The sequence below is a fragment of the Curvibacter cyanobacteriorum genome, from assembly GCF_028649475.1.
Lineage (GTDB): Bacteria > Pseudomonadota > Gammaproteobacteria > Burkholderiales > Burkholderiaceae_C > Curvibacter > Curvibacter cyanobacteriorum.
On record NZ_JAQSIP010000011.1, the window covers coordinates 39,201 to 63,661 of the forward strand.

A 24,461-nucleotide genomic window follows, 5' to 3' on the forward strand; every position below is an offset into this window, starting at 1 on the left:
AGCGTCGACCTAGTGCAAATTGGCAAGGGGTTCAGTTCGGGCGGGCGTACAGGGCCGCGCCGGTGACCAGGCGCACACCGGCCTGGTCCAGCGCCTCGGCAAAGGCCGGGCTGCTGAGGTAAGTCCATTCGCGCACCCGGGCGGCGGCGATCTCGTCGTCGTCGGCCACGCGCGAAGCCGGGTGGCACATCAGCAAGGTGCCTTCGGGCGCCTGCGCCAGCCAGGTGGCCATGCGCCCCGCGTAGGTGGCCACGTCGCCCCGGAAGTCATCGATGCCCGACAGCCAGGGCGAGCAGGCCATGCCCTGGGCCTGCGCCAGGCGCTGCAAACGCTGCGCCCCCATGGCGGCCATGACCCGGCCCTTGAGCCCGCCCTGCCCCACCACCGGGCGCGACACGCGCAGGTAGGGCCGCTGGGCCCGCGGGTAGCGTGCGGCCAGCGCGGCCACCAGCGCCTCGCGGATGCCAGCGAACTGCTGCACATGCTGGTGGCCATCGACATGGTCCGGGGGCGCGCCCCAATGGTCCTCGAAGGCCTGCAACTGCTGCTCGATGCAGGCCCGGGCCGCGGCCACGGCATGCCCCGGCCAGACCGCCTGGCGCATCACCGCGCCCAGCCCGCCACCATGGCCCGCCGCCTGCGCGAAAGCGCTGGTCCAGTCGACATGCAGGCCCACATCCACCCGCCCCCGCCAGGCGGCCAGGGCCGGGGCGTCGCTGGCCCAACGCGGCGACAGGGTCATGACGCTGGTGGCGCTCAGGCGCCCGGCCTCGATCAGGGACAGGATGCCCTCCGACACCCCCCCGTGCAGCGCGTAGTCGTCCGCGCACAACACCAAAGACTTGCTCATGCCCGACTCACCAACCCCGGGCCCAGAACACCGCGATGACCGGGATCACCGGCAACAGGTGCGCCTGCCACATCACCCAGCGGCGCACCCGGCGCAGCTCGGCCGCGTCGGGCAAGGCCCCGGTGGCCCGGCAGGTCTCGCGCCAGAGGCGAAACGCGCGCCCCGTGGGCAAGGCCATCCCGGCCATCAGCACGAACAGCGTGATCTTGAGGTGCAACAGGGGCTGACTCGCGTACCAGGACAGGCCCTTGATGCCCCAGAACACCCGGACCGCGCCGGTGACCAGCACCAGCAGAGCGGCCAGGCCGTAGATCAAATGCAGGCGCGGCAGGCGCTCGAGCACCGCCGCATTGAGCCACTCGGCGCGGCACAGGGCAGCCTGGCTGGTGAGGAACACCACCAGGGTCAACATGGCCAGCAGGTGCAGGCTGGCCAACAGGGCTTCGAGGGTCATCGGACGGTCTTTCGCGCCCGGTGAAAGGATCAGATCTGGTCCAAAGGGACCAGGGAAGGGCTCAGGAGGCCTTCCAAAAACCGGGCTGGCCGTAATTGTGCTTGAGGAAATCAATCCACAGGCGCACGCGCAGGGGCAAGTGCTTGCGCTGGGGGAACACGGCGTAGATGCCATTGGGCGGCGCCGCGAAGTCATCGAGCACCGTGCAGAGCCGGCCCTCGGCGATTTCCGCCTCCACCTCCCAGGTGCTGCGCCAGGCGATGCCATAGCCCGCCAGGCACCAGCCATGCAGCACCTGACCGTCCGAGCAGTCGAGCGGGCCACCGGGTTTCAGGTGGATCAGCTCGTGCCCGTCGTCCTTGGGCAGGCGAAAGGCCCAGCCCCGGGTCTGCGACGCATCGCTGGACAAGGTCAGGCAGTCAAAACGCGACAACTCCGAGGGGTGGCGCGGGATGCCGTGGCGTTGCAGGTACCCCGGCGTGGCCACACACAGGCGCCGGTTGTCGGCCAGGCGCACGCTGACCAGGGACGAGTCGGGCAGATCCCCCACGCGCACCGCGCAGTCGTAGCCCTCGCCCGCCAGGTCGACCACCCGGTCGCTGAGGTTGAGCGAGATGGTCACCTCGGGGTGCAGCTCGCGGAACACGGGCACCAGGGGCGCCACATGGCGGCGCCCAAAGCCGGCCGGTGCGGTGATGCGCAAATGACCACTGGCCTTGACGCCCCCCGCGCTGACACTGGCCTCGGCATTGGCCACGTCGGCCAGCAGGCGCTGGCAGTCCTCCAGAAAAGCGCTGCCCTCATGGGTCAGCGTGATGCGTCGCGTGGTGCGCATCAGCAGCTTCACGCCCAGGCGCTCTTCGAGCGCGTCCAGGCGCCGCCCCATGATGGCCGGCGCCACCCCCTCGGCATTGGCGGCCGCGGTCAGGCTGCCCCGGGTGGCCACCGAGACGAATGACTCCATCTGCTTGAGTTTGTCCATGGGCGCAGATTAAGGCTAAAAAAGTAAGCATTCAATCCAAAGGCACCCTGATTACGGACAAAAAAGGAGAAATGGCCCCCACCCAGACCGCCCAAGCCCGGCCCGCCCCCGCGAGGGCACGTCACTCAGCCACTCCGCCGCCCCGGTGACCCCGCGCACCGCGGGCCGCGCCGTGGAGGGCGCCCCCGGTTCCGTCGCATCGACCAGCAATTACATATGTTTTTGTCACAGATAAATCACACAACAATGGATTAATCAACAGACAAGTATCAAATAAAGTGGAGCCATGGACAAACGCCGAGCCCTCACTGCCGCCACCGCCCCGCAAGCGGTGTGGTTCGACGCGTACGGCACGCTGTTTGACGTCGACAGCGTGGCCTTGCTGGCCGAGCAGCTCTACCCGGGCCAGGGCCTGACCCTGAGCCGCCTTTGGCGCGACAAGCAGATCGAAGCCTCGCACCTGCTGAGCGCAGCGGACCAGGGCGCCCACTACCAGCCGTTCTGGGCCCTGACCCAGGCGGCGCTGCGCTACGCGGCGGCACGGCTCGAGCTGGTGCTGACACCGGCCCGCGAACAACAGTTCATGAACCAATACCGGGCGCTGAGCACCTTTCCGGAAACCCGCGAGGTGCTCAAGGCCCTCAAGGAGCGCGGCGTGCGCACCGGCATCCTGTCCAACGGCGACCCCGACATGCTGGCCGTGGCGGTGCGCAGTGCCGGCCTCGACCCCTGGCTGGACCACGTGATGAGCGTCGACGCGGTGCGCCGCTACAAGCCCCACCCCGACTGCTACGCACTCGGCCCGCAGCACAGCGGCGTGGCCGCCCGTGACACGGTGTTTGTCAGCAGCAACGGTTGGGACGCCCTGGGCGCCACCTGGTTCGGCTACACCACGCTGTGGGTGAACCGCCAGGGCCTGCCCCCCGAACCGCTGGGCCCGGCGCCCAGCCGAACCGGCCAGAGCCTGCGCGATGTGCTTGATTTCTTCCCGGCGGTCTGACGCTGCACCAGACGCCCCCGATTTTTGCTTTGATGTTTTTCTGATCCACCTTTCACACAAGGACCTCACCATGACCGCACGCACCCAGGTTCACGGCCTGCAAGTCGCCACCTCGCTGTACAACTTCGTCAACGACCAAGTGCTGCCCGGCACGGGCGTGGATCAAGCCACCTTCTGGCAGGGCTTTGACCAGATCGTCAGCGACCTGGCCCCCAAGAACATCGCCCTGCTGGCCGAACGCGACCGCCTGCAGACCGAGCTCGACAGCTGGCACAAGGCCCACCCCGGCCCCATCACCGACATGCCGGCCTACCGCGCCTTCCTCGAGCAAATCGGCTACCTGGTCAGCGCCCCTGAACAGGTCAGCGCCAGCACCGTCAACGTGGACGCTGAACTGGCCCTGCAAGCCGGCCCGCAGCTGGTGGTGCCGATCCTGAACGCGCGCTACGCCCTGAACGCCGCCAACGCGCGCTGGGGCAGCCTGTACGACGCGCTGTACGGCACCGACGCGATCCCCGAGACCGATGGCGCTGAAAAGGGCCAGGGCTACAACCCGGTGCGCGGCGCCAAAGTGATCGCCTTCGCCCGCCAGGTGCTGGACCAATCGGCCCCGCTGGCCCAAGGCTCGCACAAGGACGCCGCCGCCTACACCGTGGTCAACGGCCAACTGCGCGTCAAGCTGCTCGACGGCAGCGAAACCGGCCTGCAAGACCCGGCCCGCTTTGTCGGCTACCAGGGCGATGCGGCCGCCCCCAGCGCGGTGCTGCTCAAGCACAACGGCAACCACCTGGACCTGCAGATCAACCGCAACACCCCGATTGGCCAGTCCGATGCCGCCGGTGTCAGCGACCTGGTGCTTGAAGCCGCCCTGTCCACCATCCTCGACCTCGAAGACTCGGTGGCCGTGGTCGATGCCGACGACAAGGTGCTGGCCTATGGCAACTGGCTGGGCATCCTCAAGGGCACGCTGACGGAAGAAGTGAGCAAGGGCGGCAAGACCTTCACCCGCGGCCTGAACGCCGACCGCCTCTACACCGCCCCCCAAGGCGGTGAGCTGCGCCTGCACGGCCGCTCGCTGATGTTCCTGCGCAATGTGGGCCACCTGATGACCAACCCGGCCATCCTGTACGGCAACGGCCTGGAGATCCCCGAAGGCATCATGGACGCCGTCATCACCACCGCCATCGCCCTGCACGACCTGCAAGGCCACGGCGCCAACGGCATCCGCAACAGCCGCACCGGCAGCGTCTACATCGTCAAGCCCAAGATGCACGGCCCGGCCGAAGTGGCCTTCGCCAGCGAGCTGTTCGGCCGCGTCGAAACCCTGCTGGGCCTGCCCGACAGCACCGTCAAGCTGGGCATCATGGACGAAGAGCGCCGCACCAGCGTCAACCTCAAGGCCTGCATTGCCGCCGCTGCCAGCCGCGTGGCCTTCATCAACACCGGCTTCCTGGACCGCACCGGCGACGAAATGCACACCGCCATGCACGCCGGCCCGATGATGCGCAAGGGTGACATCAAGGGCAGCGCCTGGATCGCCGCCTACGAGCGCCGCAACGTGCTGATCGGCCTGCAAGCCGGCCTGCGGGGTCGCGCCCAGATCGGCAAGGGCATGTGGGCCATGCCCGACCTGATGGCCGCCATGCTGGAGCAAAAGGTCGGTCACCCCAAGGCCGGTGCCAACACCGCCTGGGTGCCCTCGCCCACCGCCGCCACCCTGCACGCCCTGCACTACCAGCAGATCAATGTGGCCGAAGTGCAAACCGGCATCGAGCAATCCAAGGAAAGCGCCGAGGCCCTGATGGACAAGCTGCTGACCATCCCGGTCGCCGCCCAAGCCCACTGGAGCGAGGCCGAGAAGCAGCAGGAAATCGATAACAACGTGCAAGGCATCCTGGGCTACGTGGTGCGCTGGGTGGACCAGGGCGTGGGTTGCTCCAAGGTGCCTGACATCCACAACGTGGGCCTGATGGAAGACCGTGCCACGCTGCGCATCAGCAGCCAGCACATCGCCAACTGGCTGCTGCACGGCGTGGTCAGCGAAGCCCAGGTGCGCGCCTCGTTCGAGCGCATGGCCGCGGTGGTGGACCAGCAAAACGCCGGTGACCCGCTGTACAAGAGCCTGGTCGCCAACCCGCAAGGCGCCGCCATGCAAGCGGCCCTGGACCTGGTCTTCAAGGGCCTGGTGCAGCCCAGCGGCTACACCGAGCCGCTGCTGCACGCCTGGCGCCTGAAGGTCAAGGCCGCCGCCTGAGCCCAGGGGGCGCCGCACATGTCCAGCGCGCATGGTCGGCCCTGAGCGCCCCTGACACCTCCGACGCCCGCGCGCTCCGGCCCGCGGGCGCCCCGCCCAAGCACCTTCGGGTGCTTTTTTTTGGGCGCTCGCGGCACCCGGTGCCCCGGATCGCCCCCCAGGCCCCGGCTTGCGGCAGAATCCAACGCTGATGAGCGCCCCCACCGACACCACCCGCTGCCCCCTGTGCGGCGGCCCCAATGGCTGTGCCATGGCCCAAGGCGCTGCCCCCGAGACCTGCTGGTGCATGCGCACCGCGATCCCCGAGTCGGTGCTGAGCCGCCTGCCCGAGGCCGAACGCGGCCTGCGCTGCATTTGCGCACGCTGCGCCGCCGCCGACCCGCACCCCGCCAGCGGCCCGGACCCGGCCCCGGCCCCCGGGGCCTGAACCCGCCCCGGGGTCAGACCGCCCCCTGGCGGCCAGGCCCGGCCAATCCTTCTATGATTCTTTCTTTTTCCTGCATCTGAACTGGAGTTGTGACATGCCTACGTACCACGTCGAAATGATGGAAGGCCGCACCATCGAGCAAAAGAAGAAGCTCGTCGAGGAAATCACCCGCGTGTCGGTCGAGATCCTGGGCGGTTCGCCCGAGTCCGTGGACATCATCATCACGGACATCAAGCGCGAGAACTGGGCCACCGGCGGCAAGCTGTGGACCGAACCGCGCAGCTGAGCCCCGGGTTCTGATGCGTTCCAGCCGCGGTGCCTCCTTGAGCGACGAGCAACACGCCCGAGCGTTGCGCGAGCGCTATGGCGAGCGGTACCGCTGGCTGCTCCTGCTGTCGGTGATGATCGGGACGATGGCGTCGATCATGTCGTCGACCATCGTCAACGTGGCCATCCCTGACATGAGCCACCACTTCGCGCTGGGCCAGGAACGGGCGCAGTGGGTCAGCTCCGGCTTCATGGTGGCCATGACGGTGTCCATGCTGACCACGCCGTGGCTGCTGGCCCGCTACGGCTACCGACGCACCTACTCGGGCGCCGTCGCGCTGCTGCTGCTGGGTGGCGTGGTCGGCGGCTTTGCCGACCTGTACGCGCTGGTGCTGGCCGCGCGGGTGACCGAAGGCCTGGCCGCCGGCATCGTGCAACCGATCCCCGCCATCATCATCCTGCGCGCCTTCGAGCCCCATGAGCAGGGCCGCGCCAGCGGCATCTTTGGCATGGGCGTGGTGCTGGCCCCGGCCATCGGGCCCAGCATCGGGGGCATCCTGGTCGACCTGTTCGGCTGGCGCTCCATCTTTTTCATGGTCGTGCCCTTCTGCCTGGCTTCGCTGTGGATGGCGCACCGCTTCGTGCCGCGCACCGCGCCCGGCGGGGTGGAGGCCAACCGCCACGGCGCCGCACTGGACTGGCGTGGCCTGCTGCTGGGCAGCGTGGGCACGCTGTGCCTGCTCAACGGCCTGGTGGACTTGCGCGGTGGCACGCCCGTGCAGGCGGCCCTGCTGCTGGCAGGCGCCGTGCTGTCTTTGTTGGTGTTCATCTGGTGGGAACGCCGGGTGCTGCGCCTGGGTGGCGAGCCGCTGATGAACCTGTCGCTGTTCAACTACCGGCAGTTCGCCATGGGCAGCGTGGTGGCCGTGATCTATGGCACCGCTCTGTTCGGCTCCACCTACCTGCTGCCGGTGTTCATGCAGCTGGGCCTGCACATCTCGGCCTCCCATGTCGGCACCATCTTGCTGCCGGCCGGACTGGTGCTGGCAATCACCATCGCCGGCGTGGGCCGCCTGGCCGACCACCAGCCCACCTACGTGCTGGTCAGCATCGGCCTGGCCTTGCTGGCCGCGTCCTTCGGCCTGATGGTGCTGATCGACCTGCAATCGGGCCTGTGGGTGCTGGTGCTGCTGGCCGTGGTGGGGCGGGTCGGCCTGGGCTTCATCCTGCCCTCGCTCAACCTCGGGGCCATGCGCCCGCTGGACAAGTCGCTGATTCCCCAGGGGGCCAGCACCATCAACTTTTTGCGCATGCTGGGCGGCGCCGCCGGTGTCAGTTTGTGCGGTATCGTGCTCGAATGGCGGCTGGCCGCGCACGGCGATTCGCTGAGCCGGCTGCAGACCAGCCCGGCGCGCCTGGCCGCCTTCGACGAAGCCTTTGTGATGCTGGCTGGCCTGTGCCTGCTGGCCTTGGCCGCCGCCTGGCAACTCAAGGGCGGCGATGCCCCGCGGCCCGCCACCAAGCAGGAGACCTGAACCATGTGCCAACTGTTGGGCATGAATTGCAACGTGCCGACCGATGTCACGTTTTCGTTTTCTGGCTTTTCGCAGCGCGGCGGGGTGACCGACCAGCACAGCGATGGCTGGGGCATTGCCTTTTTCGAGGGCCGGGGCCTGCGCCACTTCGTCGACCACGAGCCGGCCGCCCATTCGGCCGTGGCGCAGCTGATCCGCAGCTACCCGATCAAGAGCCGCAACGTGATCGCCCACATCCGCAAGGCCACCCAGGGGGCGGTCAACCTGCAAAACTGCCACCCCTTCGTGCGGGAACTGTGGGGCCGCTACTGGGTGTTCGCGCACAACGGCGACCTGAAGGATTTCAATCCGCGCCTGCACGGCCACTTCAAGCCGGTCGGCAACACCGACAGCGAACTGGCCTTCTGCTGGATCATGCAGGAGCTGGCCAAGTCGCACGCCAACGTGCCCTCGGTGGCCGAACTGACGCTGACCCTGCGCGAACTGGCGCCGCGCATTGCGCGCCACGGCACCTTCAACTTCATGCTGTCCAACGGCGAAGCGCTGTGGGCCCACGCCTCCACCCACCTGCACTACCTGGAGCGGGGCTTTCCGTTCAGCCAGGCCACCCTGGCCGATGAAGACCTGAGCATGGACTTCAGCACCTGCACCGCCGAAGGCGACCGCGCCGCCATCGTGGTCACCGCGCCGCTGACGCTGGACGAGGCCTGGGTCGCGTTCCAGCCCGGGGAGCTGAAGGTGTTTGTCGACGGCCGCTGCGTCGGCTGAGCCCTGGCGCCGGGGCGAAAAAAAACCGCCGACCCTTGCGGGGCGGCGGCTGGGCGCATATCAATCTTGAAACGACGGCTCAGGTACCGTTCTTGACCGGAGCCCCCTCAGCCTTGGCAGGCTGGGAAGGCAACTGGCGCTTCAGCTCTTCTTCGGAAATCAACTCAAACACACGGACCACCTTTTGCACACCGTCAACGCCGCGGGCGATTTCGGTGGCACGGTTGGCTTCGCGCTGGGTGACGCGGCCCATCAAGTAGACCACGCGACGCTCAGTCACCACTTTAAAGGCATTTGAGATCAAATCGCGCGCGTCGACCAGGCTGGCCTTCACCTTACCCGAAATCAAGGCATCCGTGGAGCGCTCACTGAGGCTGCTGGGCAAGCCCACCACCATCTCATTGTGCACGCCCCGCACATTTTCCACGCGCGACACAATTTGTTCCACTTTTTGCTTCGCTTCGGCCGTGGTGGCTTCGCCTGTCAACAACACTTGGCGGTTGTAGCTGGTCACATTGAGGTGCACGCCGTCGCCCAGGGCCTCTTGCACGCGGTTGACCGCGCGCAGTTCGATGCCCTCGTCTTCCACCTGCGCCCCCGAAGTGCGTCGGTCCGTGGCCACCATGCCGGTCATGACGGCGCCCCCCGCCACCAGCGGGAAACAGCCCGAAAGCTGGGTCGCCAGCGCGGCCGAAGCCAGCGCTGCCATCGCAACCCTTTGCCATGTTTGTTTCATGTGAGAACCTCCTGTTCACCCAGTAATTGCGCATCCACGCCATCGCAGATGCAGTGCAGCGCCAGGAGGTGAACCTCCTGGACCCGCGCCACACGCTCGTGTGGCACGCAGATATGAACGTCTGTTTCGCGCAACAACGGGCCCACCAGGCCGCCGCCCCGGCCGGTCAGGGCCAGCACGGTCATGTCGCGCTCATGGGCGGCCTCGATGGCGGCCAGCACGCTGGGCGACTGGCCGTCGGCCGACAGCGCCAGCAGCACATCGCCAGCCAAGCCCAGCGCCCGCACCTGGCGGGCGAACAGCTGGCGGTAGTCGGACTCGGCCAGGAACGACAGCGCCGCGGCGTCGGTGCTCAAGGCCAGGGCGGCCAATTCAGGCCGTTCGCGCTCAAATTGACCGACAAAGCCGGCCGCGAAGTGCTGAGCCAGCGCGTTCGAGGCACCGTTGCCACAAACCAACACTTTGCAGCCGCTGGTGACGCAGGCCATCACGGCCTGGACCGCTGCGGCGATGGGCTTGCTGAGAATCTGCGCCGACTGGTATTTGAGGTCGGCGCTGTCGATGAAGTGCTGTTGGATGCGTTGCTCGAGCATGGGCGCCGATGATACCCCCGCGCCAGCCGGGCATCCGGGCCCGCCGCCCCTCCCCGACCAGGGACTTAGCGCAGGACCGCCGTTTCGCCATCAGGACAGACCCGCGGTTCAAGCCGCATCGAAGGCCGCTTTGAACCACTGCACCGTGCCGGGTGCCTCGCCCTCGACGCTCAGCACATCGAATCGGCAGGGGGGCAAGCGGGGCCAGCGCATCAGGTAGTGCCGCGCGGCGAACACCAGGCGCGACTGCTTGACCGCCCCGACGCTGGCCGCGGCGCCACCATGGGCCGTGTTGCGGCGCTGCCGCACCTCGACAAACACCACCGTGCCGTCGGGTTCGCGCATGATCAGGTCGATCTCGCCACCGCCCCGCCCGGGCGTCCGATAATTGCGTTCCAGCAGGCGCAAGCCCGCCGCCAGCAAATGCGCCAGGGCGCGCTGCTCCGCCGCGGCCCCCAGGGCACGGGTCGTGGGACCGGCGGTGGCGCGGGTGACCACGGCACCGGCCGGCTTTTTTCCGAGGATTCCCATTGAGCGCTTCTTTTGCTTCAGCCTTGTCGGCCGCCCGCGACGCCGCGGCCCCACAGCATTATCCGAAAGGCACCCTGTATGTGGTGGCCACGCCGATCGGCAACCTCGCCGACATGACTCTGCGGGCCTTGCACGTGCTTGAACTGGTGGATGCCGTGGCCTGCGAAGACACGCGCCACACCCAAAGCCTGCTGCGCGCCTACGGCATCGACCGGCCCGGCGCCCAACTGCTGGCCGTGCACCAGCACAACGAGGCCGAGGCCGCGACCCAGGTGATCGAGCGCCTGCAGCGTGGCGAGCGCATTGCCTACGCCAGCGACGCCGGCACCCCCGCGGTGAGCGACCCCGGCGCCCGCCTGGTGCGCGCCGTGCAGGCCGCCGGCCTGCGCGTGGTGCCGCTGCCGGGCGCCAGCAGCGTCACCACCCTGCTGTCGGTGGCCGGCGTGACGCAGCAGGCCGGCCAGCCCTCGGGCTTTGTGTTTGCCGGCTTCCTGCCCACCAAGGCCGGTGAGCGCGACAGTGCCGTGCAGGCCCTGGCGGGCGAGGCACGGGCGGTGATCCTGCTCGAAGCACCCCACCGCATCGAAGACCTGGCCAAGGCCCTGGCCGTGCTGGGCCCCCGCCTGGTGACCCTGGGCCGCGAGCTGACCAAACAGTTTGAAGAAGTCGCCACGGTGCCGGCGCAAGACCTGGCCGGGTGGCTGGCGGCCCAGCCGCAGCGCACGCGCGGTGAATTCGCGGTGCTGATCCACCCGCCCGAAGCGGTCGCCACCGACGACGGCGAGGCCCTGCGCGTGCTGCAGTTGCTGCTGGCCGAGTTGCCCCTGAAGACCGCCGTGCGCCTGTGCGCCGACATCACCGGGGGCGCCAAGAACGAGCTCTATCAGCAGGCCCTGACGCTCAAGCGCGGCCAGGACAGCGAGGACTGAGGCCGCCGGCTCAGGCGGCGGCGTCCGGCGGGGCGGGCCGCGCCCGGGGGCGCTTGGGCTTGGGGGCCGGGGACTGAGGTTGGGACACGGCAGCGGCTTCTGGCACGGCGGCCGGCGCGGCTAAGTCGGTCGCCGTGGCACCGGCGGAGGCTGGAGCATCGGCCCCCAGCGGTGGGCATGGCGGGCACGGTGCGCAGGGCGCAGCGTCGGCCGCTGCTGCAGGCGTCAGTGGCAGCACCATCGGCTCGGACGGCCAGGTGCGCTCCGCTTCGGCCAGCATCCAGCGGGTGCGCTCGATGATGAAGTCCAGAAAGGCGCGCGTGCGCGCCGGCACAAATTTGCGGCTGGGCATGGCCGCGTACAGCGTGAAACGCGCCGTGATCCATGGCGACAGCACGCGGCGCAGCTGGCCGGTGCGCAAATAGGGGGCGGCCAGGTCCATCGGCAGCGCACACACACCGGCCCCGCTGAGCGCGGCTTGCAACACGGTGTCGGTGTGGTCGGCCACCAGGGCGGGCTCGACCTGGACTTCGAGCGCGCGGTCGCCGTCGTCGGGGTTGAGCAGGCGCCACACGCCGGGCCGCACCGAGGGCAGGCGCAGGCGCAAACAGGCGTGGCGGCGCAAGTCCTCGGGTTGGCGCAGGCTGCCCGCAGCGCGCAAGTAGCGTGGCGACGCACACACGATGCCCACGCTGGAGACGATGGGCCGGGCAATCACGTTCGCGTCGTACTCGTTGACGGCCCCGAGCAGGGTCAGGTCGAAATCTTCGATGCCGGCGTCGGTGGCCGAGGTGGTGTGGATGTCCAGCGAGACCCGCGGGTACAGGCGCCGGAACTCGGCCACCTGCGGCGCCAGGATGTGCACGGCCATCACCGGCTGGGCCTGGATGCGCAGCAGACCCGCCACCTCCTGGGTGTGGGCGCGCATCGAGGCCTCGGCTTCTTCGATGTCACTGAGGATGACGCGCAAACGCGCCAGGTAGGCGGTGCCGGCCTCGGTCAGGGCATTTTTGCGGGTGGTGCGCTGCAGCAGCCGGGTGCCCAGGTGCTGTTCCAGGTCTTCCACCAGGCGGGTCACCACCGCGGGCGACAAGTCCATCTTGCGCGCGGCGGCAGCAAAGCCGCCTTCGTTGACGACGGCCTGAAAAACCTTCATTGACTGCAGGCGGTCCATGCGAGGGCTCCAAAGAGGGGAAACAAGGCGATCCAGACATTATTTCTGAACCCGACCCCAATCCAAGCAACTTTTACACCACTGTTGCGCCCTTGCCGAGGCTGCACCCCACGGACCCCGCGGGGGCGGAGCGGGTTCCGGAAGTGCCCCCGCCGGGGGTAACCAGCGGGGGAGCCTCTGAACCTGGGCAACCGGTAAGTCGCCTTTCATGCCCAGAATTGTGCGCCCGCAGCCTCCGAACAATCTTTTGTTCTTTCGAAAGAATCAATCGAAATCAGAACATTATTCTTTCATAGTGAAAAATGCAGTTTAATTTTCCGAATGGACAAAATTGACCGAAAAATCCTTCAGATCCTGCAAGCAGACTCTCGCACCAGCCTGCACGACATCGGTCAGGCCGTGGGGCTGAGCCCCTCGCCCTGCTGGGGCCGCATCCGCAAGATGGAGGACAGCGGCGTGATCGAGGCCTACACGGTGCGCCTGAACCCGCAGGCCCTGGGGCTCAACGAGACCGTGCTGGTGCAGGTGACGCTGGACAGCCACTCGGACAACACGCTCGAGAAGTTCGGCGAGGTGCTGGCCACCATCCCCGAGGTGATCGAGGCCCACCTGGTGTCGGGCGAATACGACTACCTGCTGCGGGTGGCGGTGCGCGACACGCGCGACTACGAGCGCTTCCTGCGCGAACGCCTCTACAAGATCAAAGGCATCCGGCACAGCCAGTCGCGCTTTGTGCTGCGCACCCTCAAGAACGCCAACCTGCCCCTGGGCGACTGAAGTCCTGAGGCAGCGCCACCCCAGCCGGGGGTCGGGCTGGGTCGGGCCCCGGCGTGGGCGCCGCGCTGGCTGGGTGACACCGCGCCGCGCGCGGCTTGTTTATGATTTCGGGTTTGGCCGGCGATGGCCCACCCCTTTCATCAATCCAACGGAGATCCTCACACATGTCCAACAGCCAAGACAACGACAGCCAGTCCCGCTTTGCCCTGGGGTTCCTGACCCTTCTGCTGGTGCTGGTGGTCGGTACCGTGGTGGGCTCGGTGGTGGTGCAACGCCTGCGCCCTGACACCGCCGCCGCCCAGGCCGCCGCCGAAGCGGTGCGCGATGTGGCCGCCCAAACCGAGATCGACGTGGCCACCGTGCAAGTCGACAACGGCGTCGTGACCTTCTTCTTCGCCAGCAACAGCGCCAACCTCGCCGAAGGCGCGCAACAGGCCCTGGCCGATGTGGTGCAAGCCATCGCGGCCGGCCGCAAGACCGCCATCTCGGGCTACCACGACGAGACCGGCTCGGTTGAACAGAATGCGGCCCTGGCGCTGCAACGCGCCGAAGCGGTGCGCGACCTGCTCAAGGCCCTGGGCGCGCAAGAAACGCTGATCGAACTGCGCAAGCCGGAGCTGACCACCGGCACCGGCACCCCGGCGCAAGCCCGCCGCGTCGACGTGATCCTGCTGCCGAACTGAGGCGCAGTCCCCCCCGGGCCGCGCTCGGCGGCCGCCGCCTCAGCGGACGTGGCCGTAGGCCAAGCCCGAGGCCACCCCCCCAAACAGATCGCCCTCCACCAGGGGCACCCCGGGGAAAGCCGCGCCCAGCGCCTGCTGGAACGGCTTCAGGGCCGACGAGCCCCCGGTCAGGTAGACGGCCCCCAGCTGCTGCGGCTGCAGGCCCGCGCGCTGCACGCACTCGACCGCGCACGCCACCACCTGGGCCAGCAGGCCTTGCAGGTGGTCAGCCAGGTCTTGCGGCGACAGGCTGGCGGCCAGCCCGGCCTCGATCAGCGACAAATCAATCGTTTGCGGCCCCAAACCACTGGAACACCCGATCTTGGCCTGCTCGACGCCATTGGCCAGGCGGTGGCCGAAGCGCTCGCGCAGCACCGTCATCAGGCGCTGGTGCAGTTGGGCGTCGCGGTAATCCACCCGCAGTTCCTGCGCCTCGCGCACCGCTTTGGGGGTTTGCTGCCAATGGATCAGGTGCCAGGTGGCCAGGTCAAAAAACACCCGGCTCGGCACCTCGCGCCCCTTGGGGCCCAGGTGGCGGTAACCCAGCAGGGGCATGACCTGCTCCAGGTTCAGGCGTTGGTCGTAGTCGGTGCCGCCGATGTGCACGCCCGACGTGGCCAGGATGTCGCTGTGGCGGTCGGCCAGCGCCACGCGTTGCGGCCCCAGGCGCACCACGGTGAAGTCGGAGGTGCCACCGCCGATGTCGACCACCAGCACCACGGTTTCGGCGCTCAGGCGGCGTTCGTAATCCAGCGCGGCGGCGATCGGCTCGAGCTGAAACCCCACCTCACTGAAGCCGCAATGCGCGGCCGCTTGCAGCAGCATGTCCTGCGCGAGCTGGTCGCGCTCGGGGTCGTCGTCGACAAAATGCACCGGTCGGCCCAGCACCAGCTGCTGCGGCAGGCCGCCCAGCTGCACCTCGGCGCGGCGCACCAGCTCGGCCAGAAAGCGCGCGATGATGTCCTGGAAGCTGATCTGCTCGTTGTTGACCGCGGTTTTCTCAAGCAGCAGCGGGCTGCCCAGCAGGCTTTTGAGCGAGCGCATCAGGCGGCCCTCGGTCTCGGCCAGGTAGCAGCTCAAGGCGTCGCGCCCGTAATGCACGGTCTTGTCCTCGGCATTGAAGAACAAGGCGGTGGGCAGCGTGGTGGCCTGGCCCTCCAGTGGCATGAGGCGGGCGTCCTCGCGCCCGTGGGCCCAGGCCACAGCCGAGTTGGAGGTGCCGAAATCAATGCCCAATGCGCCGGGAAGAATGCTTGCCATGAGGAACGTGCTCAACCGGGCCGCCGCCCCGCGGTCGGCCCATTCAGAAAAAAGAAGGCCGGGATTGTGGCACAGGCCCCGGCCCCTGGTGGGCAGGGCCGCCGCCGCGGGGCCCGCGGGCGGGGCGAGCCCGGTTGGCAAATGGCCCGTTCGTGCTCAAAATGGAAGCGACCCGACCCCGGCCCGCTTCCGACGGCCCCCACCAGAAAGCCCCGCAGACCATGACGTTGTCGGACCTGTTCCACCGCCAGCCCGGTGAGCCGCCTCGGCGCCCCGGCGCTGCGGCGCCTGCTGAGCAGGTGGCGCTGGCCGAATCGCTGCTGCAGGCCTGTGCCCACCTGCTGACGCACCGACTCGACCCCGACGAAAGCATGCGCTGGGTCTTTGATGCCCTGCTGCGCGCCGCCCCCCGGGTGCGCCTGTGCTGGAGCTGGGTCGGCCCGCCTGACGCGCTGCGCATCGTCCCGGGCAATGTCTGCGGGCCCGCGCGCGGCTATGTCGACGGCCTGGTGCTGGAGCGCAACCAGGTCACCGAGTCCGGCCCGGCCTTCAGCCTGCTGCGCCAGGACCAACTGGTCACCCACAACATCCGGGCCGATTCGCCCTATGCCCCCTGGCGCCAGGCCTACCAGCAGCACGGCCTGCGCTCGGTGCTGGGCTTGCCGTTGCGCTCCGAACGCAGCGGCAGCCGGGGCATGGTGGTGATGTACGCCGACCAGGCCGACTACTTCGACCAGCTGGGCCTGGGCATGTTCGACTCGCTGGCCACCCTGCTGGGGGCGGTGGTGGTGCAGGCCGACCAGCAGAACCGGCTGACACGCGAGGCCCAGCAAGACCCGCTGACCGGCCTGTTGAACCGGCGCTCCCTCTACGAACACCAGCCGCCTCGGGGACCGGGTCTGGAGCGCTGCGCCTCGGTGCTGCTGCTGGACCTGGACCACTTCAAGACCGTCAACGACGAACGCGGTCACCTGGCCGGCGACGAGGTCCTCAAAGCCGTGGCCCGGCGCCTGCTGGACGGCGTGCGCAGCGCCGACCGCGTGGCCCGCTGGGGTGGCGAGGAGTTCCTGGTCTGGCTGCCCTCGACCCCCCTCGAGGGCGCCCGCCGACTGGCCGAATCCCTGCGCGAACGCATTGGCAGCGTCCCCATCGCACTGCCTGGCGGCGAGGTGCGGCAGACGGTGTCGATCGGGGTGGCCGAGATGCGCCCCGACGAACACCTGGAGCCCGCCGTCGCGCGCGCCGACGAGGTGCTTTACGAGGCCAAGCGCCATGGCCGCAACCAGGTCTGTGTGTGGCGCCCGACCACGCCGGAGGCCGCGGCAAGCGACCGCCCCCCGGGCACTGCACTGCCCAACAACCCGCCCGACGACCCCGAACTGGCCCTGATCGGCAAACAGCTGGACGGCCAGATCACGCGCTGGAACGACGGCGCCGAGCGCCTGTTTGGCTACAGCGCCCAGGAGGTGATCGGGCGCAACATCGCGCTGCTGCTGCCGGCCGACCGGCTCAACGAGGAACAGCGCATCCTGGACCGCTTGCAAAGCGGCGAGGCGATCGACAACCTCGAGACCACCCGCCTGCACCGCGACGGTCACCCGATCGCGGTCACCCTGTCGGTCACGCCGCTGTGGGGCCGGGGCGGCACCATCGTGGGGGCCGCCAAGACCGTGCGGCGGCGGCGCGGCACCGAGCCCCCTGCGGCGCCCTCGGCACCGGCCCTGCCGCCGGTGGACACCCCCCCGGTGCACCTGGCCGCTCCACGCCCGCCCGCGGCCGAGCCCGACCCGCTCCAGCCCACGCCCCCACCCACGCCCTGACGCCAAGGGCCCCGGCCAGCACGGCTGGCGGTGGCCCCGCCACGGAGAAGCGCCCCCACAGCGCCCCCACAGCGGCTCTGGAGAGGCCCCACCGATGAGCCACAGCGGCCCGGCCAGGCCCCCGCCGACACCCCAACGACACCCCGCCAGTGCGCCACCGGCACGCCGCCTGGCCCACAATGCGGCCCATGAACGCTGCCACCCCGCCCCGCCCCCAGCGCCTCGCGGCCCAGACCGCGCCCTGGGCCTTTTGCTGCGGCCACTTTCAGCCGCCCAGCCAGGCCGACCTGGCCCTGATCACCCGCGCGCTGCAACAGGCCCGCCAGGTGGTGGTGGGGCTGGGCGGCGCCTACCAGGCCCGCAGCCCGCGCCAGCCGCTGAGCTGGGGTGAGCGCGCGGACCTGATCCTGGCCGCCCTGCCCGAACGCGACCGCGCGCGGCTGCGCTTTTTACCGCTGCGCGAAGGCCCCGACGCCCAGCGCCTGCAAGCCGACTGGCGGGCCGGCCTGGCCCGCCTGACCCAGCAGGCCCCGGCCCCGGACTGCCTGCTGGTGCTGCCCGCGCCAGCCCAGAGCGAACGGCTGCACCGCCTGTTCCGCGACGCCCTGGCGGACCACCCCGCGCTGCCGGTGACGGACCTGCCCACCGTGGACGGGTTGCACGGCGCCGCGCTGCGCGACGCCTGGTTCAACACCGACAACGGCCTGCAGGCCCTGAACCGCCTCGCCAGCGCGCTGCCCGCGGCCGTGCTGCACGGCCTGCGCGAATGGCATGGCCAGGGCCACTACGAAGGCCTGCGCAGCGAATGGCGGGCCCTGCGCCAGCACCGCGAGCTGTGGTCGGTGGCGCCCTACCCGCCGGTGCTGGTGACGGTGGACGCGGTGGTGCGCTGTGCCGGTCAGGTGCTGCTGATCCGGCGTGGCCGGGCACCGGGCCTGGGCCTGCTGGCGGTACCGGGGGGTTTTCTGGAACAAGAGGACACCCTGCTCGAATCGGCCCTGCGCGAGTTGCAAGAGGAAACCCGCCTGGGCCTGTCGCCCACCGAACTGCAAGCCGCCTTGCGTGGCGTGGTGGTGCTGGACGCCCCCGAACGCAGCCAGCGCGGGCGCACCATCACGCACGCGCACTTCTTTGACCTGGGCGACCGCCCCCTGCCCGCGGTGCAGGGCGACGACGACGCGCGGGAGGCGCTGTGGGTGCCGGTGGCCGACCTGCCCGGGCTGGAGGACCAGTTCTTTGACGACCACTTCATGCTGCTCGACCACTTCCTGGGCCTGCTGCCCCGCTGACAGCCTGGCAGCCACCGAAGTCGCCTCCACCGGAGCGTCCGCCAAGGGGGATTGACTGCCGGCCAGCGGTCGGCCAGCGGTCGGCCGGGGGCGCCCCGGGGGCCTCAGCGCAGCACGCTGGACATGGCCCCCAACGCGTTCAGGCTGCGCACGGCGTCCTGCACGCTGGCACAACGCAAGTGGACGGTGTCACCGTCGTCGCGCTGCACACCCGGCCACAGGCTGAACACATCGGCCAACGCCGGGGTCTGGCACTGCACCCGCAGCACCAGGCCCTGGCCCAGGTCCGGTTCGGCCCAGACCGGGCGATGGGGTGCCGGCGCCGATCCCTGCGCGCAGCGCTGCACCGCGGCCTGGCTTTGGTGTTCGATCAGCTCGCGCGCCGCCTCGGGCGACAGCGAGCGCCCGCTGCGCGCGCCCTCGGACCACTTGACCACGGCCACGGCCACCGCGGGGCCCAGGGCCTGGGCTTCGGGGGCCATCACATCGCAGCCGCTGACCAGCAGCACCGGCACGCCCAGCTCCCCCGCCAGGGCGCCGTACAAGCCGACTTCGCCCAGCTCCAGCCCGCCCAACCAGACCCGCGCAAAGGCAAAGCTGTTGCTGGTGTGCGCCAGCACGCCCCGGGTTTTGGCGCGCGCGTGCCAGCCCACCATCAGCACCCCGTCGATGGCCTGGTCGGCGCCCGCCATCATGCCCAGGCGGCGCGGTTTGCCCTGGATCAGCTCGGCCCGCGGGTCCAGCTCGTCGGCCAGCAGGTTGCCAAAATGGCCGTGCGAATCGTTCACCAGCACCGCACAGGCTCCGCCCGCGAAAGCGCCGCGGATGGCGGCGTTGGCCTCCTGGGTCATCCAGCGCCGGGCGCGCTCGTACTCGCCGTTGCCGGCCTGGGTCTGCTCGGGACGCCAGACACCGGCCACGCCTTCAATGTCCATCGAGATCAGGATGCGGGGGGCGCTGGGCATGGGGGTCGGTTTCCTGTCGGGCGTGAATCAAAACACATCAAAGCAGCGTCGCCCAGGCCGCCGGGGGCTGGGTGCGCAGTTCGGGGGCCAGGGCGGTCAGGGCCTGGCGCTGCTGGCCGTCGCGGCCCTGCACCGGCTCGGCGGCCCACAACGCGTGCAGGATGGCCTGCTCGGTGGCTTCGGCCGCGGCCTGGAATAACACATCCAGGGCGCTTTCGTGCAGCAGGGTGACGCAGGGCATCGCGTCTTCGGCCCGCTGCGGCAGGCGGTAAGCGGTGGAGAACGCCAGCGCCACATCGCCGCTGCCGTGGCCGTAGTCGGAACCGGTGCGCGCCAGCCCCGCCGCCGAACGCCGCGCCACGCGCTGCAGCTGGCGGGCGTCGAGCGGTGCATCGGTGGCCAGCACGATGATGATCGAGCCGCGCTCGGGGCCGGAGGCCTCGGCCGCCTGCGCTGCGTCAAACGCCGCCAGGCGCCGCTGCAGCGCTGGGCCAATGCGCTGGCCCGCCACGGTCAGGGCCTCGGGTCGGCCCTGGTTGGCCAGCACCAAGGCGCCCAATGTGAAGGGCTGGCCCTGCCAGTGCAGCCGGCGCGAGGCCGTGCCAATGCCCCCTTTGAGCCCGTGGCACGACATGCCGCGCCCGGCGCCCACCGCCCCCTGCGCCACCGCGGCGCCCGGGCCCGCCGTGCGCGCCGCCTGCAGGGCCTGCAGCACATGGGCCTCTTGCAGGGCCAGGGCGCGGGCGTCATTGAGCCAACCGTCGTTGCACTCGAACACCAGCGGGTTCAGCGTGGGCAGGCTGCGCGCCAACTCGGGCTGCTGCGCCAGCGCGTCGCGGATCAGCGCGGTGCTGGCCGTGCCCACCGCCAAGGTGCTGACCAGGGCGATGGGCGACTCCAGCTGCCCCAGCTCCTGCACCTGCATCAGCCCGGCGCTTTTGCCAAAGCCGTTGATCACCGCCAGCCCGGCCGGTAGCTTGTGCAGAAACAGATCACCGGGCGCCGGCAGCAGCACCGTGGCCCCCGTCTGCACCGCGCCCTCGGACAGGGTGACCTGGCCCAGCGCCACACCGGCCACGTCGGTGATGGCGTCCAGCGGGCCACTGGGCAGCAGCCCGACCTGGGGGGCGCCCAGGGCGCTGCGGCGGTCCATGGCGCTCAACCCCGGTCGAGCTTCGGGTCCAGCGCGTCGCGCAGGCCGTCGCCCAGCAGGTTGAAGGCCAGCACGGTGACGAAGATCGCCAGGCTGGGGAACAGCGCGATGTGCGGCGCATTGAGCATGTCGGCACGCGCCTCGTTGAGCATGGCGCCCCACTCGGGTGTCGGTGGCTGCGCGCCCAGGCCCAGAAAGGACAGGCTGGCCGCGGTGATGATCGAGGTGCCGATGCGCATGGTCAGGTACACCACCACCGACGACACCGTGCCCGGCAGCAGGTGGCGCAGCATGATGACCGAGTCGGGGGCGCCGATCGAGCGCACCGCCTCGATGTAGGTCTGGTGCTTGAGCGACAGCACATTGCCGCGCACCAGGCGCGCAAACGCCGGCACGCTGAACACCGCCACCGCCACGATCACGTTGACCATGCCGCGGCCCAGGATGGCCACGATGCCGATCGCCAGCAAGATGCCGGGGAACGCGAACAGCACGTCCGACATGCGCATCACGATGCGGTCCCACCAGCCTTCGTAGTAGCCCGCGAGCAGGCCCAGCAAGGTACCCACCACGGCCCCCACCGCCACCGAGACAAAGCCCGCGGTGAGCGAGATGCGCGCCCCCATCAGGATGCGGCTGAAGATGTCGCGGCCCAGCGCGTCGACGCCAAACCAGTGCGCGGCACTGGGCGGGCTGTTGAGCGCGTCGTAGTCGAAAAAGTTCTCGGCGTCATAGGGCGCCAGCCAGGGCGCCAGCACCGCCATCAGCACCAGCAGCAGCACCACGGCACCGGCCACCAGGGCCACACGCTGGCGTTTGAACTGGCGCCAGAACTCGGCCGCCGGGGTGCGCACCCGCTCGGCCGCCGGCACGGCGCCAGAGGGGCTTGAAGACTCTTGTGTCATTTGAAGCGGATGGTCGGGTTGATGAGGGCGTAGAGCAAGTCCACCGCCAGGTTGATCAGGATGAACTCGAGCGAGAACAACAGCACCAGGGTCTGGATCACGGGGTAGTCGCGCATCTCCACCGCGTCCACCAGCAGGCGGCCCATGCCGGGCCAGTTGAACACCACCTCGACCACGATCGAGCCGCCCAGCAAGAAGCCGAACTGCAGGCCCATCATGGTGACCACCGGGATCAGCGCATTGCGCAGCCCGTGCTTGACCACCACCGTCAGCTCACCCAGGCCTTTGGCGCGCGCGGTGCGCACATAGTCCTCTTTGAGGATGTCGATGAAGGAGCTGCGCGTGAAGCGCGCCATCACCGCAGCCACCCCCGCGCCCAGCGTCAGCGAGGGCAGGATGTAGTGGCGCCAGCTGTCCGCGCCCACGGTCGGCAGCCAGCCCAGCTGCACCGAAAACAGCTGCATCAGCAGCATGCCCAGCGCGAAGGACGGAAACGAAATGCCCGACACCGCCAGCGTCATGCCCAGGCGGTCGGGCCAGCGGTTGCGCCAGACGGCCGACACCATGCCCAGCACCAGGCCCAGCAACACCGACCAGCCCATCGCGGCCACGGTCAGCCAGAAAGTGGGCGCAAAGCGCTCGGCGATCTCGGTCGCCACCGGGCGCTTGCTGCGGATCGAGGTGCCAAAGTCGCCCTGCAGCGCGTGGCTGAAGAAGCGCAGGAACTGCTGCGGCAGCGGCAGGTCCAGGCCCAGGTCCTGGCGCACCAGCTCGACCGTCTCCGGCCCGGCCTCTGGCCCCGCCGCCAGCCGCGCCGGATCGCCCGGCAACAGGTGCACGAACGAGAACACCAGCACCGCCACGATCAGCAGCGTCGGCAACAGGCCCAGCAGGCGCTTGAAAAGGTAATGGATCATGGATTCTTCAGCTCAAACAAAAGCGCCAAACAGGTCCGGACACCCCCAAGGCATGGCCCGCAGGGGCGGCCCCTCGCCGCCGCCTCGCCCCGGCGCTCCGCACCGCCCCCTCGGGCCCTCGACGAGGGCGCGCGACGAGCAGCCCAAGCCCAGGCACCGGGCAGGCCAGGCCGCCGCCCGGCTGCCCGAAGGCGGCCTGCGGCCCCCTCGGGGGACAGGGAGCGACACGCAGTGGGGGCGCGTGGGGGTCACCTCCAGCCGCCGCCGGGCCGCCCCAAGGCGGCTGCAGCCCCCTCGGGGGGCAGCGACCCACACGAAGTGGGGGAGCTTGGGGGTCACCTCCAGCCGCCGCCGGGCCGCCCCAAGGCGGCTGCGGCCCCCTCGGGGGGCAGCGCCCCACGCGCAGTGGGGAAGCGTGGGGGTCACCTTCGGTCGCCGCCGGGCCGCCCCAAGGCGGCCGGGGCCCCCTCGGGGGGCAGCGACCCACACGAAGTGGGGGAGCGTGGGGGTCACTTCAATTCAATCTCATCGAAGTTGAAGTTCCAGTCCGGCATCACATAGAAGCCGGCCAGGTTGCGCGCGCGCACCGACAGCGAGCGCTCGGTGACCAGGAAGGCCCAGGGCGCGTCCTTCCAGATCTGTTGCTGGGCTTCGGCGTAGAGCTTGGTCTTCTCGGCCTTGTCCGTGGTGTTCAGGGCCTTGGCGATGTTGCGGTCCACCACGTCGTTCTTGTAGTACGCGGTGTTGAACAGGCGCGGCGGGAAGGACTCGGAGGCCAGCAGCGGGCGCAGCGCCCAGTCGGCTTCGCCGGTCGACGAGGACCAGCCCACGTAGTACATGCGCACCGGGGCGGTGGCCGGGTCTTGCGCGCTTTCGACACGCTCGACGCGCTGGCCGGCTTCGAGCGCCTGCACCTGCACCTTGACGCCCACCTGGGCCAGCTGCTGCTGCACGAACTGGATCACCTTCTGCGCGGTGGTGTGGTTGTAGGCGCTCCACAGCGTGCTCTCAAAGCCGTTGGGGTAGCCGGCTTCCTTGAGCAGCTCACGCGCCTTCTTGGGGTCGTACGGCCAGGGGCCGAGCTTGGTCGAGTACTCGACGCCCTTGGGGGCCACCGAATCCATGGGGTCGGCAAAGCCCGAGAAAGCCACCTTGGCCAGCGCTTCCTTGTTGATCGCGTAGTTGAGCGCCTGGCGCACCTTCGGGTTGTCGAAGGGCTTTTGCTGCATATTGAAGGAGATGTAGCGCTGCACGATGGACGGGCCCTGCGTCACTTCGAGGCTGGGCTTCTTGGACAGCGTTTCCACCGCTTCGGGCGGCAGCGTGAAGGCGAAGTGCGCCTCGTTGGTCTGCATCATGGCGGCGCGGGTGTTGTTGTCCACCACCGGGCGCCAGGTGATGCTGTCGACCTTGGGGTAGCCCTTCTTCCAGTAGCCGTCGAACTTGGCCACCTTGAGGTAGTCGGTGGCCTTCCACTCGACGAACTTGAACGGGCCGGTGCCCACCGGGTTTTGCGCGATGCCCTTGTTGCCGTACTTGGCCAGCGCCGCGGGCGAGATGATCACGCCCGAGGGGTGGGCCAGCGTGTTGATGAAGGGCGAGAAGGGCTCTTTGAGCGTGAAACGCACGGTGGCCGGATCGAGCACCTCGGTCTTGGCGATGTTCTTGTAGAGGTTGTAGCGCTTGAGCTTGTTGTCGGGGTTGGTGACGCGGTCAAAGGTGACCTTGACGGCCTCGGCATTGAAGTCGGTGCCGTCGTGGAACTTGATGCCCTTCTTGAGCTTGATGGTGTAGCTCAGGCCGTCCTTGGTCACGCTGTGGCTCTCGGCCAGCACGGGCACCATGTTCATGTCCTTGTCGAAGCTGTAAAGCCCCTGGTAGAAGGACTTGGCCACGGCCTGGGACACGGTGTCGTTGGCGTCGTAGGGGTCGGTGGTGGTGAAGCTCGAGTAGAGCGCCACCACCACGTCCTTGGACGCATGGGCCGAGGACACCGACAGACCGACCAGCAGCAGCGCCGCGGCCAAGGGGTTCAAACGCAGTTTCATGACAACACTCCTGTGAAAGTTGAAAAACCGAAACGCCAGCAGCGGGTCAGCCCCACCACCGTCCATGCCAAAACAAGCCTCGCCTGCGCGCGGTCCTGCTCACTC

The 24,461-nt window shown here is 69.2% G+C and carries 24 protein-coding genes; 11 read left to right on the forward strand and 13 right to left on the reverse strand.

Annotation, left to right across the window (positions count from 1 at the left end; all coding sequences use genetic code 11):
- Positions 1-31: 31 nt before the first annotated feature.
- The 3 genes from PSQ40_RS18770 to PSQ40_RS18780 all read right to left on the reverse strand — a co-directional run bounded on the left by PSQ40_RS18770 (position 32) and on the right by PSQ40_RS18780 (position 2,286).
- Positions 32-850, reverse strand: coding sequence for a ChbG/HpnK family deacetylase (locus PSQ40_RS18770; protein WP_273953418.1), 819 nt, complete (start codon positions 848-850; stop codon positions 32-34).
- A 7-nt stretch (positions 851-857) separates the two neighbouring features.
- On the reverse strand, positions 858-1,304 hold the full coding sequence (locus PSQ40_RS18775; protein ID WP_273953419.1) for a DUF2214 family protein: 447 nt from the start codon (positions 1,302-1,304) through the stop codon (positions 858-860).
- A gap of 61 nt (positions 1,305-1,365) precedes the next feature.
- Positions 1,366-2,286, reverse strand: coding sequence for a LysR family transcriptional regulator (locus PSQ40_RS18780; RefSeq protein ID WP_273953420.1), 921 nt, complete (start codon positions 2,284-2,286; stop codon positions 1,366-1,368).
- A 286-nt stretch (positions 2,287-2,572) separates the two neighbouring features.
- Here PSQ40_RS18780 and PSQ40_RS18785 point away from each other — a divergent pair, with 286 nt between their 5' ends.
- From PSQ40_RS18785 to PSQ40_RS18810, 6 genes are all read left to right on the forward strand, one after another.
- Positions 2,573-3,286: a haloacid dehalogenase type II gene (locus PSQ40_RS18785; protein ID WP_273953421.1), complete on the forward strand. Its 714-nt coding sequence runs from the start codon at positions 2,573-2,575 to the stop codon at positions 3,284-3,286.
- A 70-nt stretch (positions 3,287-3,356) separates the two neighbouring features.
- A complete protein-coding gene (locus tag PSQ40_RS18790; protein WP_273953422.1) occupies positions 3,357-5,540 on the forward strand; it encodes a malate synthase G in 2,184 nt (727 codons plus the stop codon).
- Between the two features lie 190 nt (positions 5,541-5,730).
- The gene (locus PSQ40_RS18795; protein ID WP_273953423.1) at positions 5,731-5,967 is read left to right on the forward strand and encodes a cysteine-rich CWC family protein; all 237 of its coding nucleotides are present in this window, start codon (positions 5,731-5,733) and stop codon (positions 5,965-5,967) included.
- 94 nt (positions 5,968-6,061) lie between these two features.
- Positions 6,062-6,253, forward strand: a complete 192-nt coding sequence (locus tag PSQ40_RS18800) for a 4-oxalocrotonate tautomerase (protein WP_409338620.1) — start codon at positions 6,062-6,064, stop codon at positions 6,251-6,253.
- Between the two features lie 13 nt (positions 6,254-6,266).
- The gene (locus PSQ40_RS18805) at positions 6,267-7,769 is read left to right on the forward strand and encodes an MFS transporter (RefSeq protein WP_273953424.1); all 1,503 of its coding nucleotides are present in this window, start codon (positions 6,267-6,269) and stop codon (positions 7,767-7,769) included.
- A 3-nt stretch (positions 7,770-7,772) separates the two neighbouring features.
- Positions 7,773-8,537, forward strand: coding sequence for a class II glutamine amidotransferase (locus PSQ40_RS18810; RefSeq protein WP_273953425.1), 765 nt, complete (start codon positions 7,773-7,775; stop codon positions 8,535-8,537).
- Positions 8,538-8,616: 79 nt separating this feature from the next.
- Here the strand turns inward: PSQ40_RS18810 and PSQ40_RS18815 are convergent, their stop codons facing one another.
- The 3 genes from PSQ40_RS18815 to PSQ40_RS18825 form a co-directional block, all read right to left on the reverse strand.
- Positions 8,617-9,273 carry a BON domain-containing protein gene (locus PSQ40_RS18815; protein ID WP_273953426.1) on the reverse strand — a complete coding sequence of 219 codons (657 nt, stop codon included), beginning with the start codon at positions 9,271-9,273 and terminating at the stop codon, positions 8,617-8,619.
- Positions 9,270-9,866, reverse strand: a complete 597-nt coding sequence (locus tag PSQ40_RS18820; RefSeq protein WP_273953427.1) for an SIS domain-containing protein — start codon at positions 9,864-9,866, stop codon at positions 9,270-9,272. Before PSQ40_RS18820 ends, PSQ40_RS18815 begins: the two co-directional genes overlap by 4 nt.
- Positions 9,867-9,974: 108 nt before the next feature.
- Positions 9,975-10,397, reverse strand: a complete 423-nt coding sequence (locus tag PSQ40_RS18825; protein ID WP_273953428.1) for a YraN family protein — start codon at positions 10,395-10,397, stop codon at positions 9,975-9,977.
- Between PSQ40_RS18825 and rsmI the strand changes: the two genes are divergently transcribed.
- Entirely contained in the window at positions 10,397-11,326 is a 930-nt protein-coding gene (gene rsmI / locus PSQ40_RS18830; RefSeq protein WP_273953429.1) for a 16S rRNA (cytidine(1402)-2'-O)-methyltransferase, read from the forward strand. The two genes, PSQ40_RS18825 and rsmI, sit on opposite strands and share 1 nt — an antisense overlap.
- Positions 11,327-11,336: 10 nt before the next feature.
- Here rsmI and PSQ40_RS18835 read toward each other — a convergent pair whose 3' ends face one another.
- Complete coding sequence (locus tag PSQ40_RS18835; protein ID WP_337961839.1) at positions 11,337-12,500, reverse strand: LysR family transcriptional regulator; 1,164 nt, start codon at positions 12,498-12,500, stop codon at positions 11,337-11,339.
- Between the two features lie 321 nt (positions 12,501-12,821).
- Here PSQ40_RS18835 and PSQ40_RS18840 point away from each other — a divergent pair, with 321 nt between their 5' ends.
- Positions 12,822-13,277 carry an Lrp/AsnC family transcriptional regulator gene (locus tag PSQ40_RS18840; protein WP_273953430.1) on the forward strand — a complete coding sequence of 152 codons (456 nt, stop codon included), beginning with the start codon at positions 12,822-12,824 and terminating at the stop codon, positions 13,275-13,277.
- A gap of 164 nt (positions 13,278-13,441) precedes the next feature.
- Positions 13,442-13,960, forward strand: coding sequence for an OmpA family protein (locus tag PSQ40_RS18845; RefSeq protein WP_273953431.1), 519 nt, complete (start codon positions 13,442-13,444; stop codon positions 13,958-13,960).
- Positions 13,961-13,999: 39 nt separating this feature from the next.
- On the opposite strand, the gene PSQ40_RS18850 is transcribed toward PSQ40_RS18845, so the two are convergent.
- Positions 14,000-15,259 (reverse strand): Hsp70 family protein, encoded by a 1,260-nt coding sequence (locus PSQ40_RS18850; protein WP_273953432.1) that lies wholly within the window; start codon positions 15,257-15,259, stop codon positions 14,000-14,002.
- Between the two features lie 221 nt (positions 15,260-15,480).
- Here PSQ40_RS18850 and PSQ40_RS18855 point away from each other — a divergent pair, with 221 nt between their 5' ends.
- The gene (locus PSQ40_RS18855; RefSeq protein WP_273953433.1) at positions 15,481-17,079 is read left to right on the forward strand and encodes a diguanylate cyclase; all 1,599 of its coding nucleotides are present in this window, start codon (positions 15,481-15,483) and stop codon (positions 17,077-17,079) included.
- Positions 17,080-17,267: 188 nt separating this feature from the next.
- A complete protein-coding gene (locus tag PSQ40_RS18860) occupies positions 17,268-18,368 on the forward strand; it encodes an NUDIX domain-containing protein (protein ID WP_273953434.1) in 1,101 nt (366 codons plus the stop codon).
- A gap of 104 nt (positions 18,369-18,472) precedes the next feature.
- Here the strand turns inward: PSQ40_RS18860 and PSQ40_RS18865 are convergent, their stop codons facing one another.
- From PSQ40_RS18865 to gsiB, 5 genes are all read right to left on the reverse strand, one after another.
- Positions 18,473-19,333: a M55 family metallopeptidase gene (locus PSQ40_RS18865; RefSeq protein WP_273953435.1), complete on the reverse strand. Its 861-nt coding sequence runs from the start codon at positions 19,331-19,333 to the stop codon at positions 18,473-18,475.
- A 37-nt stretch (positions 19,334-19,370) separates the two neighbouring features.
- Entirely contained in the window at positions 19,371-20,486 is a 1,116-nt protein-coding gene (locus tag PSQ40_RS18870) for a P1 family peptidase (RefSeq protein WP_273953436.1), read from the reverse strand.
- A 5-nt stretch (positions 20,487-20,491) separates the two neighbouring features.
- Positions 20,492-21,391: a glutathione ABC transporter permease GsiD gene (gene gsiD / locus PSQ40_RS18875; RefSeq protein WP_273953437.1), complete on the reverse strand. Its 900-nt coding sequence runs from the start codon at positions 21,389-21,391 to the stop codon at positions 20,492-20,494.
- A complete protein-coding gene (gene gsiC / locus PSQ40_RS18880) occupies positions 21,388-22,308 on the reverse strand; it encodes a glutathione ABC transporter permease GsiC (RefSeq protein ID WP_273953438.1) in 921 nt (306 codons plus the stop codon). Before gsiC ends, gsiD begins: the two co-directional genes overlap by 4 nt.
- 509 nt (positions 22,309-22,817) lie before the next feature.
- Positions 22,818-24,356, reverse strand: coding sequence for a glutathione ABC transporter substrate-binding protein GsiB (gene gsiB / locus PSQ40_RS18885; protein WP_273953439.1), 1,539 nt, complete (start codon positions 24,354-24,356; stop codon positions 22,818-22,820).
- Between the last annotated feature and the right edge of the window lie 105 nt (positions 24,357-24,461).

What these genes read in the sequence shown, in the direction of transcription:
- PSQ40_RS18775 (WP_273953419.1), bottom strand. Translation starts at nt 1,304, where the DNA reads ATGACCCTCGAAGCCCTGTTGGCCAGCCTGCACCTGCTGGCCATGTTG.
- PSQ40_RS18820 (WP_273953427.1), bottom strand. Translation starts at nt 9,866, where the DNA reads ATGCTCGAGCAACGCATCCAACAGCACTTCATCGACAGCGCCGACCTC.
- gsiD (WP_273953437.1), bottom strand. Translation starts at nt 21,391, where the DNA reads ATGACACAAGAGTCTTCAAGCCCCTCTGGCGCCGTGCCGGCGGCCGAG.
- PSQ40_RS18815 (WP_273953426.1), bottom strand. Translation starts at nt 9,273, where the DNA reads ATGAAACAAACATGGCAAAGGGTTGCGATGGCAGCGCTGGCTTCGGCC.
- PSQ40_RS18795 (WP_273953423.1), top strand. Translation starts at nt 5,731, where the DNA reads ATGAGCGCCCCCACCGACACCACCCGCTGCCCCCTGTGCGGCGGCCCC.
- gsiB (WP_273953439.1), bottom strand. Translation starts at nt 24,356, where the DNA reads ATGAAACTGCGTTTGAACCCCTTGGCCGCGGCGCTGCTGCTGGTCGGT.
- PSQ40_RS18865 (WP_273953435.1), bottom strand. Translation starts at nt 19,333, where the DNA reads ATGCCCAGCGCCCCCCGCATCCTGATCTCGATGGACATTGAAGGCGTG.
- PSQ40_RS18850 (WP_273953432.1), bottom strand. Translation starts at nt 15,259, where the DNA reads ATGGCAAGCATTCTTCCCGGCGCATTGGGCATTGATTTCGGCACCTCC.
- PSQ40_RS18835 (WP_337961839.1), bottom strand. Translation starts at nt 12,500, where the DNA reads ATGGACCGCCTGCAGTCAATGAAGGTTTTTCAGGCCGTCGTCAACGAA.
- PSQ40_RS18870 (WP_273953436.1), bottom strand. Translation starts at nt 20,486, where the DNA reads ATGGACCGCCGCAGCGCCCTGGGCGCCCCCCAGGTCGGGCTGCTGCCC.
- PSQ40_RS18780 (WP_273953420.1), bottom strand. Translation starts at nt 2,286, where the DNA reads ATGGACAAACTCAAGCAGATGGAGTCATTCGTCTCGGTGGCCACCCGG.
- PSQ40_RS18785 (WP_273953421.1), top strand. Translation starts at nt 2,573, where the DNA reads ATGGACAAACGCCGAGCCCTCACTGCCGCCACCGCCCCGCAAGCGGTG.
- PSQ40_RS18845 (WP_273953431.1), top strand. Translation starts at nt 13,442, where the DNA reads ATGTCCAACAGCCAAGACAACGACAGCCAGTCCCGCTTTGCCCTGGGG.
- PSQ40_RS18790 (WP_273953422.1), top strand. Translation starts at nt 3,357, where the DNA reads ATGACCGCACGCACCCAGGTTCACGGCCTGCAAGTCGCCACCTCGCTG.
- gsiC (WP_273953438.1), bottom strand. Translation starts at nt 22,308, where the DNA reads ATGATCCATTACCTTTTCAAGCGCCTGCTGGGCCTGTTGCCGACGCTG.
- PSQ40_RS18825 (WP_273953428.1), bottom strand. Translation starts at nt 10,397, where the DNA reads ATGGGAATCCTCGGAAAAAAGCCGGCCGGTGCCGTGGTCACCCGCGCC.
- PSQ40_RS18800 (WP_409338620.1), top strand. Translation starts at nt 6,062, where the DNA reads ATGCCTACGTACCACGTCGAAATGATGGAAGGCCGCACCATCGAGCAA.
- PSQ40_RS18770 (WP_273953418.1), bottom strand. Translation starts at nt 850, where the DNA reads ATGAGCAAGTCTTTGGTGTTGTGCGCGGACGACTACGCGCTGCACGGG.
- PSQ40_RS18860 (WP_273953434.1), top strand. Translation starts at nt 17,268, where the DNA reads ATGAACGCTGCCACCCCGCCCCGCCCCCAGCGCCTCGCGGCCCAGACC.
- PSQ40_RS18810 (WP_273953425.1), top strand. Translation starts at nt 7,773, where the DNA reads ATGTGCCAACTGTTGGGCATGAATTGCAACGTGCCGACCGATGTCACG.
- PSQ40_RS18805 (WP_273953424.1), top strand. Translation starts at nt 6,267, where the DNA reads ATGCGTTCCAGCCGCGGTGCCTCCTTGAGCGACGAGCAACACGCCCGA.
- PSQ40_RS18840 (WP_273953430.1), top strand. Translation starts at nt 12,822, where the DNA reads ATGGACAAAATTGACCGAAAAATCCTTCAGATCCTGCAAGCAGACTCT.
- PSQ40_RS18855 (WP_273953433.1), top strand. Translation starts at nt 15,481, where the DNA reads ATGACGTTGTCGGACCTGTTCCACCGCCAGCCCGGTGAGCCGCCTCGG.